The organism is Rhizobium sp. SU303 (genome assembly GCF_021052345.1).
In the GTDB taxonomy this organism is placed as follows: domain Bacteria; phylum Pseudomonadota; class Alphaproteobacteria; order Rhizobiales; family Rhizobiaceae; genus Rhizobium; species Rhizobium laguerreae.
The window spans coordinates 949,530-962,432 of the sequence record NZ_CP088095.1 but is presented as its reverse complement, the minus strand read 5'-3'; the positions used below and the strand labels follow the sequence as shown (position 1 = coordinate 962,432).

The 12,903-nt window shown below is 60.4% G+C and carries 11 protein-coding genes; 5 read left to right on the top strand and 6 right to left on the bottom strand.

Features of this window, described 5'->3' with window-relative positions; translation table 11 throughout:
- Positions 1-21: 21 nt before the first annotated feature.
- Entirely contained in the window at positions 22-1,200 is a 1,179-nt protein-coding gene (locus RlegSU303_RS04835; RefSeq protein WP_027665057.1) for a patatin-like phospholipase family protein, read from the bottom strand.
- 146 nt (positions 1,201-1,346) lie between these two features.
- Here RlegSU303_RS04835 and RlegSU303_RS04830 point away from each other — a divergent pair, with 146 nt between their 5' ends.
- Together RlegSU303_RS04830 and RlegSU303_RS04825 are read left to right on the top strand one after the other, a co-directional pair.
- The gene (locus RlegSU303_RS04830; RefSeq protein WP_027665056.1) at positions 1,347-2,033 is read left to right on the top strand and encodes a TetR/AcrR family transcriptional regulator; all 687 of its coding nucleotides are present in this window, start codon (positions 1,347-1,349) and stop codon (positions 2,031-2,033) included.
- Between the two features lie 73 nt (positions 2,034-2,106).
- Complete coding sequence (locus tag RlegSU303_RS04825; protein ID WP_027665055.1) at positions 2,107-2,556, top strand: hypothetical protein; 450 nt, start codon at positions 2,107-2,109, stop codon at positions 2,554-2,556.
- Between the two features lie 128 nt (positions 2,557-2,684).
- Here the strand turns inward: RlegSU303_RS04825 and RlegSU303_RS04820 are convergent, their stop codons facing one another.
- From RlegSU303_RS04820 to RlegSU303_RS04800, 5 genes are all read right to left on the bottom strand, one after another.
- The gene (locus RlegSU303_RS04820) at positions 2,685-4,049 is read right to left on the bottom strand and encodes an EF-hand domain-containing protein (RefSeq protein ID WP_231283523.1); all 1,365 of its coding nucleotides are present in this window, start codon (positions 4,047-4,049) and stop codon (positions 2,685-2,687) included.
- Positions 4,050-4,308: 259 nt separating this feature from the next.
- Positions 4,309-4,815, bottom strand: a complete 507-nt coding sequence (locus RlegSU303_RS04815) for an AAA family ATPase (RefSeq protein WP_168292444.1) — start codon at positions 4,813-4,815, stop codon at positions 4,309-4,311.
- 68 nt (positions 4,816-4,883) lie between these two features.
- On the bottom strand, positions 4,884-5,360 hold the full coding sequence (locus tag RlegSU303_RS04810; RefSeq protein ID WP_168268278.1) for a GNAT family N-acetyltransferase: 477 nt from the start codon (positions 5,358-5,360) through the stop codon (positions 4,884-4,886).
- Positions 5,335-5,898: an AAA family ATPase gene (locus RlegSU303_RS04805; RefSeq protein WP_231283522.1), complete on the bottom strand. Its 564-nt coding sequence runs from the start codon at positions 5,896-5,898 to the stop codon at positions 5,335-5,337. Before RlegSU303_RS04805 ends, RlegSU303_RS04810 begins: the two co-directional genes overlap by 26 nt.
- Positions 5,899-6,055: 157 nt before the next feature.
- Positions 6,056-8,437, bottom strand: coding sequence for a methyl-accepting chemotaxis protein (locus RlegSU303_RS04800; protein WP_231283521.1), 2,382 nt, complete (start codon positions 8,435-8,437; stop codon positions 6,056-6,058).
- A gap of 677 nt (positions 8,438-9,114) precedes the next feature.
- Between RlegSU303_RS04800 and RlegSU303_RS04795 the strand changes: the two genes are divergently transcribed.
- From RlegSU303_RS04795 to zwf, 3 genes are all read left to right on the top strand, one after another.
- Positions 9,115-10,395 (top strand): hemolysin family protein, encoded by a 1,281-nt coding sequence (locus RlegSU303_RS04795; RefSeq protein ID WP_094086428.1) that lies wholly within the window; start codon positions 9,115-9,117, stop codon positions 10,393-10,395.
- Between the two features lie 87 nt (positions 10,396-10,482).
- A complete protein-coding gene (tam, locus tag RlegSU303_RS04790) occupies positions 10,483-11,253 on the top strand; it encodes a trans-aconitate 2-methyltransferase (protein WP_131629136.1) in 771 nt (256 codons plus the stop codon).
- 135 nt (positions 11,254-11,388) lie between these two features.
- Complete coding sequence (zwf, locus tag RlegSU303_RS04785; protein WP_131629135.1) at positions 11,389-12,897, top strand: glucose-6-phosphate dehydrogenase; 1,509 nt, start codon at positions 11,389-11,391, stop codon at positions 12,895-12,897.
- The last annotated feature ends 6 nt before the right edge of the window (positions 12,898-12,903 follow it).

Here is a 12,903-nt window from a genome sequence, read left to right as displayed (position 1 = left end):
CTCTTCTCTTTGGGTGAAAACTCAATCGAAGTCGAAAATGGCGACACCGTCCTGCGTGCCGGGCCGCTGCAGCACCTCGGGGTGGCGCAGTGTTCGAAGGGCGTCGTTGTAGCCGGAGGCCCAGTGCTCCTCCATCGTCAGCCGGGAGAACTCGTAATCCTTGGAGCTCGCTTCGTATTTCTTGGCGCGATATATGAGCTGGACGATGTTGTAGACCTTCTCGTCGGCCTGATCGACGAGCAGCTTGATCTCCGGATCGGCTTGCAGCAGCGCGTCCTGCGGGACGAGTTCGACGAGATGGCCGAGTGCGCGGCGCAGCCGCTGCTGCGTCTTGAAATGGCCGGTCGCCGCGCGCGTGCGGCTCGAGAAGCGGATATCCTTCTGCCGCAGTTCGATTCCGAGGAGGTCACGCGGGAACTCGCCACTCGCGCTCCAGAGGTCGACCTGGAAGGCCAGCGTGTCCTGGCGCGGCGCGTTGTCGAGGACCCATTGCAGCGGCGTGTTCGATATGAGGCCGCCGTCCCAGTAACACTCGCCGTCGATCCTCGTGGCCGGGAAACCCGGCGGCAAGGCGCCGCTCGCCATGATATGTTCGGGGCGGATATTGTGGGTCGTAGTGTCGAAGTACTCGAAGTTGCCGGTGCGCACGTTGACGGCGCCGACGCTGAAACGCATGGCCCCTGTATTGATGCGGTCGAAGTCCACCAGTCGTTCCAGCGTCGCCTTCAGCGGTGCGACGTCGTAAAAGCTTTCCGCCTCGATGCTGCCGGCGGATGAAAAGAAGGGCGGCACCGGACGGGGCGTGAAGAAGCCCGCGGCGCCGTCCATAAGGGTGGCGAAGGCGTGTGCCTGATTGAGCAGGCCACGCGCGAAATCACCCTGGAGCCCCATCGCCCCCAGCATCGCCGAAAACAGAGTGGGAAACCCGTGAACCGGGGCGGTTACCGTCTCCCAGAAGCTCCGGAGCGCCTCCACTCGTCTTTCAGGCGGATTGCCCGCAATCAGGGCACTGTTGATAGCACCGATGGAGATGCCGGCGACCCAGTCTGGATGCAGACCGGCTTCGGCCAATGCTTGATAGACGCCGGCCTGATATGAGCCGAGCGCTCCTCCGCCTTGCAACAACAGCGCGATACGCTCGAATGGCGGGCGCTCCGCCATGCGGTGCGTCTTGTTTTTGACCAGATGTTGAGCGGCCATGCAGTTTACCTCGGTTGTTGATCCCGCTGCCGTTCCGGACCGGCCGCAGCATGTTGACATCGCCCACTTAAGTGCTAGAGTAGACAATGTCAACATCCATCGAACAGAATGTTGACATGAGCAACTTAACAACCTAAATGGATGGCATGACCCAAGACATTTCCACGAAAGACCAGCGCCCGTACCACCATGGCGACCTGCAGAGGGCGATCGTAGAGGCCGCCCTGGACGTCCTCAGCGAATCTCAAAGCACGGAGTTTTCGCTTCGTGAGCTCGCACGTCGGGCGGGCGTCAGTCACAACGCCCCGTACAAACACTTCGCCGATAAGCGCGAATTGCTGGGAGCCGTCTCGGCGGTTGGGTTCGAACTGCTGGCGAAGCGGATGGCCGAAGCGACCAAGGAACTCGACAGTCCGCGCGAGCGGCTGACCGCTATGGCGCGCGCATATGTCTCCGGCGGCGTCAACAATCCGGCGCTCTACAGATTGATGTTCGGCGGCTACCTCGCCGGGCAGGACGAAAGGCGCCCCGCGATCGAAAGAACGGCGGCTTACAACATGAAAGCCCTTATAGTTGGCGCGATCTCCGACGGCGCTCTCGGGCGCCCGATTGCAGATACCGAGGCCAATACCCGCACGATCGATGGGGCGATTCTTGTTTTTTGGTCTCAAATGCACGGTCTAACTTTGCTGCTGGCGGATCGCCTCGTCGGCCCCAGCGACAAGATGGAGGAGCTGACTGAGAGCGTCTTGCAAGGCATGCTCGACGGATTGGCGAATTGTATCCCTGCAATACCATCAGGCGTGTGGGTGGGTCCTCCGCTTGCCGAGTAGGGCTTGAGGCTCGCGGGCAACCACTCTGTCATTTACGTGGTGCCCGCGCCGGCTCGTTCCGAGGAGAAATCTCATGGACGCATACATCTCTGCTCTGATGGGGCTCGCCGGCATCGCGATTGGCAGCCTGACCTCGTTTGCCTCCACCTGGCTGACGCATCGATCACAGGTGAAGGAAAAACAACGCGAGGCCGAGATTGCCAAACGCGAAAAGCTGTTTTCCGATTTCATCACCGAAGCCACGCGGCTTTATGGTGACGCAATAAGCCACCAGAAGGACGACGTCTCCGACCTCGTGCTGCTTTATGCGTTGGTCGCCCACATGCGTCTGATCGCATCCCGCCCGGTCGTGGATGGAGCCGAGCTGGCAATGGTAAGGATCGTCGAGACCTATTTGACGCCAAATCGCTCACTCTCTGAAATCCGCGATCTCGCGCGTTCCGGCGAGATGAACTTTCTCCTCGATTTTGGTGAGGCTTGCCGGGCAGAATTGGCGACAGGGAACCTGTCTATTGGACGATAGGATTTTGCGGAACTCAGTAGAAAGCTACCATCTGCCACGTTCGGTGCGCAAACACGATCCTCGCGGGGCGACGACGTGCGTGCATGATGCCGTTTTCAGACGACATCACCGTCTCCTTGGTGGCTGCGCTACGGTCTTGGTGGAAACTGCACCTGCCACTTCGGCCGGTTGAAGAGATTGGATGGCGGCTCTATGCCCGGCGCGAGGTCGAAGACATATTGGTAGCCTCTGCCAAGGCCAGCGGGCAGGCGCGCGATCGGCTTCCTGATCGTATAAAACTGCCTGCCATTGGCCTCGATCGATCCGTCCTGCAGGAGCTTCATCAGCCCGAATTCGAGCGGCGGAACCTCGTATGGCGCCACATCGGCTGAAGCCACGACACTGGCGGCGTCGATCTCGACGAGCTCGCCTGGACGGCGGCTTCGCAGGCTCTTCAATGGGTCCTCATCCCAGCGTGGCGGCATCGGCGGGGGTAGAACGCTTGTCCGATTGCCCGGCGTCTTTTCCGGCGCCGTGGCGTCCGATGGCAGCTTCATGCTCACGCGCGGGCTATCGATCATACCGCGAACAGGGCTGCCGATAGCATCCTCGAATGCCACCGCGGTCGCCTGGGCGGCGCTCGGCCTGTCCGTCAGCCGGCTTGAAATGCAGTTGGTACCCGGCAAAAGCGTGACCGCATCTTTCGGCAGACCGGTAACACCCGCGGCTTTCGCCGGCGACATCGCAACAAAACGCGTGACGCGTTTGGCATCGCCCGTGACACGCCAGATGGTCGGCGATCGGGCCAGTTCCACGATGTAAAGCGGTGTTTCGCCCGGCTCCACGACAATCTCGGCGGTTTCGGTCACCTCGTCCTGTCCCACCAGACTGACGCTGGAAAGCGCGCCAACACCGTATGCATTGACGAAGAATACGTCTTCCTGACCGGCTGCGCGCGGGAACATGCAGCGTGCAACCTCTTGCTTGCGTCGCAGTATCTCGTCGTCTTGCGAATTTTCAGCGGAGACAGCCGTCCTTTCCCCTTTGCTCAGAACACCATCCTTGTCGCGGTCGTAATAGGCGAAGGCGGCGCGGCCGAGCTGTTCCAGCTCAGCCGCCGTCAAAGTGCCGTCTTGGTTCGGATCAACGGCAAGAAGCTGCTGGAGCCGACCGGCGACATCGCGGCCGGATTCCGTCTGACCTGGTTTTTCGGCAGCCGCTTTCGCTTCTTCGAAAGTCACCGTGCCGTCACCATCGAGGTCGAGTTTGGCGAAGCCCTTGCCAAGTGCCGAGGAGATATCGATGGATGTCTCGTACCAGGGCTGCTCCTGCGCATCCTTGAATTCGGCAAGCGTCAAATGGCCGTCGCCATCGAGATCGGAAGCGAAGAAAGTGGTGACACCCGAAGCGCGTTGCCTTGCCGCGGCGGTCTGCTTCAACCGCTCGATATCCTCCTGCCTCAAGACCCGATCGGCACCCGCTGAGGCGCGAAACGGCTGGAAGAGTTGCGCCATGTAGCTTTCAGGAAAACTCGTCATCCCCTGACGCAGCGCCGGTGGCGGACGCCAGCCATTCGGCAGCTCCTGAGCCCCTGACGGCGTGGCCAAGCAGGTGAAAAACCCCGCAATACATATTCCTGAAGCCGTCGCGCGCAATGCAACTCTCATTCCGTCCCCCCTGAAAATTTCGTCCATAAATAGCTGAGGCGCGCGAACCTTTCGTTGCGAAAACTCAGAAAATTCATTTAAAATCTTCAACCAGGACGTTTCGTAGTCATCGCATCGCCAGCGACTTCAATCGGCTCACCAGCTCATCCAAAACGGCGTCGACAGTTTTCGAAGCCGTATCGATGACGGTTGCATCGTGCCATTCGTCATAGGCTCTTTCGGAAATCTCTTCCCATGTCGGCTTTACCAGACCTTCGACGTCGGTGAGGCGCGTTTCAACGCGGTTGCGGTGCTCGGCTTTGTCCGAGCAAACGATCTCGATCTCGGCCGCCGCCACCCCGGCCGCTTGCGCGACCGAAAGCCACGCTGACCGGGTTATCCGGAGCGGGTTGACGGAGTCGGCGATAACGGTTCTGCCGAGGGTCAGATTGTCTCCGGCGACACCGTAAGCCGCGATATAGCCTGCAGGCCCGGCATCATCGGCTATCCCGGAAGCGCGAATTGCCTGCTCGATGGTATCGACGCGCACATGGACCGCATTCAACCGTTCGGCCAAAGCGCGGGCGATCGTCGTCTTTCCACTGCCAGGCAGACCGCCAAAAATAATGAGCATCGTGACCTCGGCGTTGGTTGCAGAAGCTCCACGAGAACGTCTGAGCAGCTCGCGGTCAGCGCAATAGTTCACCATTCAGGCCCGGTTCGCAATTCCTTAGTCAGCACCGGGTTTTCACCGCCGGATTCAACGACGGTCCACCCGAGCGCGCCGTAGAATCCCACGGCGTCTCGCGCCGCATTCACAAGCAGTCTCTCGACCCCGTGTTGTGATGCGAATTTTTCGAGACCGGTCATGAGCATCCGCCCGTACCCTTTTCCCTGGCATTCCTCGCTGATTGCGACGGTTCGCACCCATGCTGTCTCGTCTCCCGTCAGATCGAGGCGAGCCGCACCGACCGGCGTATTTTCAAGCAGAAGAAGCAAAGGGAAATGCCCATCCCTTCGATCATCGGGGTGGTTCGCATCATAGCCAATCAACCCGCGGGCCTCGAAAAGGACAGCGCGGCGGATGTCGTGGTAGGCGTTCCAGTGTTCATCCGCAGACACCTGGACGACGATCCAGGCGTCTTTGCCCTCGTCATTCGGAAATATGGGCTCTTTCATCGGCGGCCTCGTCGATGCTGGTGGACAACCGGTCGGCAAAATCGGTGACTGCCTCACGGCTCGATAACTGAAACTTCGGACGGGAAAAGACCGAGAACAGTCGCGCGTGCGTCTCAAATGAATTCCAGTTGTTCGCTCTACTCCGGTATTCGGCCACCCACTTCAAAAGGCCATCGAATTGCGTTTCGGTCTCGCCGCCTTGGATGCCTCGCAGCTTGATGTTGGCGATGCATTCCTCCTCCGGCAGATCAATCCAGACCAGGATCGTCGTGCGGCTGAGGACCATGTTCGCCAGCTGCCCGTAAACGCCCTCCATGACCCAGACATCGCGTTCGGCCGCTGTCTTGACCATCTCATCCCGCAACGCGCTGTCGCGAGCGATGCCGTAGCCCCCCGGCTCCCAATGCATGTCATCAAGGTGGACAACCGGATGGTGAAGCTGTTCACCGATACGACGGGCAAGCCATGTTTTGCCTGCGCCGCCATTGCCCATGATGAGCATGCGGTCAAAGGCGATTGGCGGATCGGAAAACGTCACCGGCAACTCCGAAGACTTTGCGCTGATGCTGGTTTTGTGTGACCTTAGCGCGAGATATCGAATGCTTTCAAATTAAAATTGAGCGCGTCCTATCCTTGCAGGCCTGTCCGCTTGAGGAAAACAATATCTGCCGGCTTCGAGGACGCGCGCCAAATGCCTAGAACTCTTCCCAGTTGCCCTCGGTCGAAGCCGGTGCGGCTGAGGTGCCGAAAGCGGCTGCGAGCTTACCGCCGAGTGCGCGGGCCGGCGAGGGAGCGGGCTTGGCATGGTCGGTGGCCGAGGCGGGAACCTGTCTGCGCGCCGCAAGCGTCGCCGCGACCGGGCGCGCGAGCGGCTTGGCAGCCGTCCGCGCGACGGGGGCCGCCTTTGCCATCTGGCCGAGATTGAACTGCGCCAGACGCTCCGAGAGTGCAGACACCTCAGTCACCAGCGTGTGCGAGGCGGCATTCGATTCCTCGACCATTGCGGCGCTCTTCTGGGTCGACTGGTCCATCTGGTTGACTGCCGTGTTGATCTCCAGGAGACCCGTCGACTGCTCGCGGGCGGCCTGGACGACCGCCTGGACATTGCTGTTGATCTGCTGGACTTCGGCAACAATCGCCTGCAGCGCCTTGCCGGTCTGGCCGACGAGATCGACGCCACGCTTGACCTGGGCGCCGGACGAGGTGATCAGCGCCTTGATCTCCTTGGCGGCCGTCGCCGAGCGCTGCGCCAGTTCACGCACTTCCTGTGCGACGACGGCAAAGCCCTTGCCGGCCTCCCCTGCACGTGCTGCCTCAACGCCTGCATTGAGGGCCAGCAGGTTGGTCTGGAAGGCGATATCGTCGATCACGCCGATGATGTTGGAGATCGACTGCGAGGATTGCTCGATGCCGGTCATGGCGTCGACGGCATTGCGCACGACCTCTCCGGACTTTTCCGCACCTTCCTTGGTGCGGCTGACGAGCGCGCCCGCTTCTTCGGCGCGAAGGGTGGAGTCCTTGACCGAGGTGGTGATCTGCTCGAGCGCGGCGGCGGTCTCCTCGACGGAAGCGGCTTGCTGTTCGGTGCGGCGGGCGAGATCGTCGGCGCCCGAGCGGATTTCTTCCGAACCGGCCTGGATGACGGCGGCGTTTTCGGAGAAGGAAATCAGGGCCGCCTGGAGCTTTTCGACAGAGGCGTTGAAATCGACGCGGATTTCGTCAAGCGAGTCGGCAAAGGGCTTTTCCAGCCGGACGGTCATGTCTCCATTCGAAAGGCCGGCCAGTCCGTTGCCGAGTTCGCTGACTGCGAACTTGATCGAATCCTCACGCGCGGCATGGTGGACGGAACGCTCCTGCCGTTCGATCTCTTCGCGGGCCCGGGAGGTTTCCGCATCGGCTTCGAGCTTGATCTTCTGGCGATTGCTTTCCAGCAGGATGGCGAGGGAGCGCGAGAGGTCGCCGATTTCGTCCTTTGCACGTCTGTCGCTCAATTGCACGTCGAGCTGGCCATGGGCGATACGATCGGTCTCGGCGATCACGCCCTCTATGCGGCGGATGAATTTACGGGCAATGAGCCAGCCTGAAAGACCGAGCAGGAGAGCAGCGATGGCGGTGATCGCAACGGCGCTCCAGGCCATGTTGTTGAGCTGGGCAAAGACGGTGGATTTGGGCACCGAAACGACGGCGTACCAGTTCAGGTCAGTCGTGAGCTTTACCGGATAGGCGACCGAGAAATAGGTCTGGCCGTCCGGGCCCGCGATCTCTTGCTCGACACCGGGCTTGGCGATCAACTGATCCCAGCCGGCGGTCAGATCACCGCCGTCCTTGATATTCTTGCCTGCGAGCTCGGCGGAGGGATGGCTGATGATGCTGCCGGCGCCCGTCACCAGGCTGAGATAGCCGGTCTCCATCGGGTGGACTGCCGAGATCGCCTTGTTGGCGTCGTCGAGCGAAATATCCATGCCGGCGACGCCGAGCGCCTTGCCCTCGACCATGATCGGCTTGGCGACCGAGGTCATCAGCACGTCCTTGCCGTCGACCGCGTAGACATAAGGTTCAACGACCACGGTCTTTTTCTGGGTAAAGGGCAGCTGGTAGTAATCGCCGGCGCCCGATACGGCATAGTCGACCAGGGGCGTGTGCTGGATCTTGTCGCCACTGCGGACCCAGTAAGGCACGTAGCGGCCGGTCGTGTCATGGCCTTCCTTGCCGGCGAAATCCTTGTCCTTGCCGTCAAAGGCATTCGGTTCCCAGCCGGTCCAAACACCGAGCGCCATCGGATTATCCTGCAGCATGTTCTTCAGCAGGGCGTCGGCGGCCGCACGATTGGCGTTTCCGCCATCCTTCATCGTCGACAGCGACGTTTCCAACGCATTGACGATGCCGAGCGCCACACTCATGGATTTCTCGACGTTGAGCGAGTTGGCAGCAGCGATCTGCAGCATCTCGTCGAGGCTCGATTTGCGCATATCGTTGTAGGCGATGTAAGAAAGAACGCCCGATGCCGCGATCGTGGTGATGACACCGCAGGCTGCCACGGAAAAAATGTTGCGTTCGGTCGCCGATTTGAACTGCATGCGCTTAACCTCCTCGAGCGGGCAGGTCGTCGATCGCGCACCGATCTATTCCGTCCCGGCTTCCCCCTAACCGAGAACTGATTTCAGGACGTGGCTGCACGTCGCGGAAATCGTTCGCAATTTAATGAAAATACAAAGATGCTGTTAATTTACGGTGTATTGCGCCAGCTTTACTGATGACAAGGCAGCCTGCTGCGCCTCTTTTAAGACGCGCAGATGCGGTGCTGCTGCCGTTGGCGAAACTGTCACATCAAGACGCTATAAGGATTTTCGCCCGGCGCCTCTTGCGTCGGCACTGTTTCACCGTCAAAATTGCAACATGCCTGACAGCGACCCATCCAGTACAAGCTCCGCCCCTTCCAACCGGGATCTCCCGGCCGAGGAAGCAGGCGACCATTGTAGACGGTGCGATGACCTCCGCCTCCCCTCAGGCATGTCAAAGCTCCCGCAGAGAGGGCCGCTTCCCATTGTCAATGACGGGTGGCCGCAGCCTGCCGGTTTTACCGATGTCCTGACTTTCACTTCAGAGGAGCGGTCTGATGGAACCTCAACTGAGGTCAACACGATAATGGAAAGACGATCGGCGACGCGTATATGCGTATATAGAGCGTCCCTTCGAATGCCTCGCCGCTTCGCCTGACGAATGCGGCATTACAACCTCAACGAATAGGGTCCCCGTGTTTCTGGAAATTGGAATTGTGGCGTTTCTCACCATCCTGAATGGTGTGCTCGCCATGTCTGAGCTGGCCGTCGTGTCTTCTCGAACGGCCCGCCTGAAGGTTCTCTCCGACAATGGAAGCAAGGGCGCAGCTCAAGCGATCAAACTTGCCGAAAACCCCGGTCGTTTTCTCTCTACGGTGCAGATCGGCATCACGCTGGTCGGCGTTCTATCCGGCGCTTTCTCAGGGGCCACGCTCGGCGGCCGCCTGAGCGGATGGCTGGAAGCCCAGGGAATGTCATCGACGGCCGCTGATGCCATTGGCGTAGGTTCGGTCGTTGTGGCAATCACATATCTTTCGTTGATCATCGGCGAACTTGTTCCAAAGCAGATCGCATTGCGGGAACCCGAAGCGGTTGCGGCCAAGGTCGCACCAGCTATGGCGGTCCTTTCAAAAATCGCGCTGCCACTTGTGTGGCTTCTAAACGCCTCCGGAAATCTTGTGCTCAAGCTCTTGGGCCAGGCAGGAAAAGGTGGCGACAATGTCTCTGACGCAGAGATCAAAACTGTTCTGGCCGAGGCGCAGTCGGCTGGAGTGATCGAAAGCGAAGAGTCCGCGATGATATCGGGTGTCATGCGGCTGGCGGACCGCACCGCCCGAGCGCTTATGACGCCCCGACGCGACGTCGAAATTATCGATATTGACGACAGCCTTGATGAAATCCGGACCCAGTTGCACAGGACGAAGCGGTCGCGGTTGCCCGTTCGAAAAGGCAGTTCGGACGAGGTGATCGGCATCCTTCCGGTCAAGGACTTCTACGACGCGATGTCCGAACACGGGACTGTCGACATCAGGGCGCTGACGCAGGATGTCCCGGTGGTTTCAGACCTCGCAACTGCCATCAATGTTATTGAAGCCATCAGGAAATCGCCCATTCATATGGTGCTGGTTTTCGACGAGTACGGCCACTTCGAGGGGATTGTCTCGTCGGGTGACATTTTGGAAGCAATCATGGGGGCTCTGCAGGAGGGACCTGTCGATGAACAGGCCATCGCTCGTCGAGACGACGGCTCTTATCTCGTGTCGGGCTGGACGCCGATTGACGAATTCGCTGAATTCTTAAACCTCAGGCTCGATGACGATCTGGAATATCAGACTGTCGCCGGTCTGGTGTTGGAAGAGCTGAAACATCTGCCCGAATTGGGGGAGAGCTTCACGAGAGGTGGATGGCGCTTCGAGGTCATCGATCTCGACGGGAGGCGCGTCGACAAAATACTTGTGTCTGAAGATCGAGGGTGACGGCTTGGCCCGTGTCGTCAAGCTCGACGGCAGCAACATCGACACCGTCCGCATGGAAGACGTGGTCCGACACCAGGAGGTACCGCCATGGCATGGTCCGCCAGCCAATATGTGAAATTCGAGGACGAACGCACGCGGCCGGCGCGCGATCTTCTGGCACAGGTGCCGTTGCAGAGTCTTCGTCGCGCCATCGACCTCGGCTGCGGGCCGGGCAATTCCACCGAACTCATCATCGAGCGTTATGGGGCTGCCGGCATCTCCGGCCTCGACAGCGACATCAACATGCTGGAGGCGGCGCGCAAAAGGCTGCCGGGCACAGCCTTCGTCGAGGCTGATCTCGCCAGCTGGCACCCGGCCGAACCGGCCGATCTGCTCTTTGCCAATGCGGTCTTCCAGTGGCTGCCCGATCACCTCGACATCTTCGAGAGACTGATGGACGGGCTTTCCGAAGGCGGCATTCTTGCCGTGCAGATGCCCGACAATCTCGGCGAACCCTCGCATCTGGCAATGGAAGAGACCGCCCATGCCGGCCCGTGGAAATCCGCCTTCGAAGCGAAGAGCGTGCGCCGCAAGGCGCTGCCGCCGTCGTCCACTTATTACTCCAGGCTGATTGCAAAAGCATCGCGCGTCGATATCTGGCACACCGTCTACAATCACCCGATGGCGGATGCTGCAGCGATTGTCGAATGGGTGAAGGGAACCGGACTGATGCCCTACCTCGCCCATGCCGGCGAGGAGCATCGCGAGGCATTCCTGGCCGAATACCTGGAGCGGGTGGAAAAGGCCTATCCCAAGATGTCGGACGGGCGGGTGCTGCTCAGGTTTCCGAGGACCTTCGTGGTGGCTGTGAAAGGGTAATCGGCCGCCCACCACCAAGCTGACGTGGGCTCATCCAGTCCGGATGGTGTCAAATGCTTGTTATCCCTCGCCTGCATATGTTGCGGCAAAGCCGGCGCGCAGTATAGTCGGCCGCAAATTCCAAGGAGATGACACATGGACGCTGCCCCTACCCCGCCGGTCACCCTCGTCATCTTCGGCGCCACGGGCGACCTGACGCGCCGCCTGCTGGTGCCGGCGATCATCAATCTGACGCGCAGCCGCCTGGTCGGCGAGGATCTCCACATTCTCGGCATCGGCATCGAACCGGGTGACGACGAATTCCTGCGTGGGCGGCTCGATCAATTCCTCAACCATCTGAGCGGCGAAGCGCCGACGGTGAAGGACGAAGCCTGGGAAAGTCTGCGCCGGCGCATTTCCTATACGTCCGGAGATTTCACCAAGGACGATATTTTCGTCGAGATCGGCAAGCGGCTGGGGTCGCATGCCAATGCCGCCTTCTATCTCGCGGTGCCGCCATCCTTCTTCGGGACGATCGTCGAGAAACTTGCCGCCCATGGGCTGACCAATGAAAGCGACGGCGTCTTCCGCCGCGTCGCCATCGAAAAGCCGTTCGGCACCGATCTCGCCTCGGCGCAGGCGCTCAATGCACAGATCCTCGCGCAGGTCGGGGAAAGCCAAGTCTACCGGCTCGACCATTTCCTCGGCAAGGAAACCGTGCAGAACCTGATGACGGCGCGTTTCGCCAATATGATGATCGAATCCTTGTGGAACAGCCGCTACATCGACCATGTGCAGATCACCGCCGCCGAAATCGTCGACGTCGGCAGCCGCGGCAAATTCTACGATGCAACCGGCGCATTGCGCGACATGGTGCCGAACCATCTCTTCCAGCTGCTGGCGATGATCGCCATGGAGCCGCCGAACAGCTTCGATGCCGAAGCGATCCGCAACGAGAAGAGCAAGGTGCTGAAGGCGCTGCGCATCTATACGCCTGAGGAGGCCAAGACGCATGGCGTGCGCGGCGCCTATGGCGCAGGCCCCCTCAACGGTGCTGAGCTTCCGGCCTATCGCGATACCAAGGACGTCACGCCCGACAGCAGGACCGAGACTTTCGTGGCGCTGAAGCTCTATGCCGATACCTGGCGCTGGGCCGGCGTGCCCTTCTATTTGAGAACCGGCAAGGCGCTGACGGCGCGTGACACCGAGATCGTCATCACCTTCCAGCCGGTTCCCTTCGCGCAGTTCCGCGAGACCGACGTCAAGCGCCGCCTGCCGCCGAACCGGCTGGTGATCCAGGTGCAGCCCGACGAAGGCATGAGCATGGAAATCTCGATCAAGTCGCCGGGGCTTTCCGTCGATACCGTGCCGGTCTCGCTCGATTTCCGCTATTCCGACAAATTCGATATTGCCAAGACGACCGGCTATGAATCACTGCTCTACGATCTCTTCGTCGGCGACCAGACTCTGTTCCAGCGCGCCGACGGCATCGAGGCCGGATGGGCGGCGGTGCAACCCTTCCTCGATATCTGGGCTAGGGATCAGAGCGTGCCGGACGTTTACGCGCCGGGCAGCATGGGACCGATCTGCGCAGACGAACTGATCCAGCGCGACAGGCGGCAGTGGCACGAACTCGGCGTCGTGCTGCACAAAAACGACAAATAGCCGGTC

Excerpts from the sequence above, each read along its gene's own strand:
- zwf (WP_131629135.1), top strand. The coding sequence starts at position 11,389 with ATGGACGCTGCCCCTACCCCGCCGGTCACCCTCGTCATCTTCGGCGCC.
- RlegSU303_RS04815 (WP_168292444.1), bottom strand. The coding sequence starts at position 4,815 with ATGCTCATTATTTTTGGCGGTCTGCCTGGCAGTGGAAAGACGACGATC.
- RlegSU303_RS04830 (WP_027665056.1), top strand. The coding sequence starts at position 1,347 with ATGACCCAAGACATTTCCACGAAAGACCAGCGCCCGTACCACCATGGC.
- RlegSU303_RS04825 (WP_027665055.1), top strand. The coding sequence starts at position 2,107 with ATGGACGCATACATCTCTGCTCTGATGGGGCTCGCCGGCATCGCGATT.
- tam (WP_131629136.1), top strand. The coding sequence starts at position 10,483 with ATGGCATGGTCCGCCAGCCAATATGTGAAATTCGAGGACGAACGCACG.
- RlegSU303_RS04810 (WP_168268278.1), bottom strand. The coding sequence starts at position 5,360 with ATGAAAGAGCCCATATTTCCGAATGACGAGGGCAAAGACGCCTGGATC.
- RlegSU303_RS04800 (WP_231283521.1), bottom strand. The coding sequence starts at position 8,437 with ATGCAGTTCAAATCGGCGACCGAACGCAACATTTTTTCCGTGGCAGCC.
- RlegSU303_RS04820 (WP_231283523.1), bottom strand. The coding sequence starts at position 4,049 with ATGGCGCAACTCTTCCAGCCGTTTCGCGCCTCAGCGGGTGCCGATCGG.
- RlegSU303_RS04835 (WP_027665057.1), bottom strand. The coding sequence starts at position 1,200 with ATGGCCGCTCAACATCTGGTCAAAAACAAGACGCACCGCATGGCGGAG.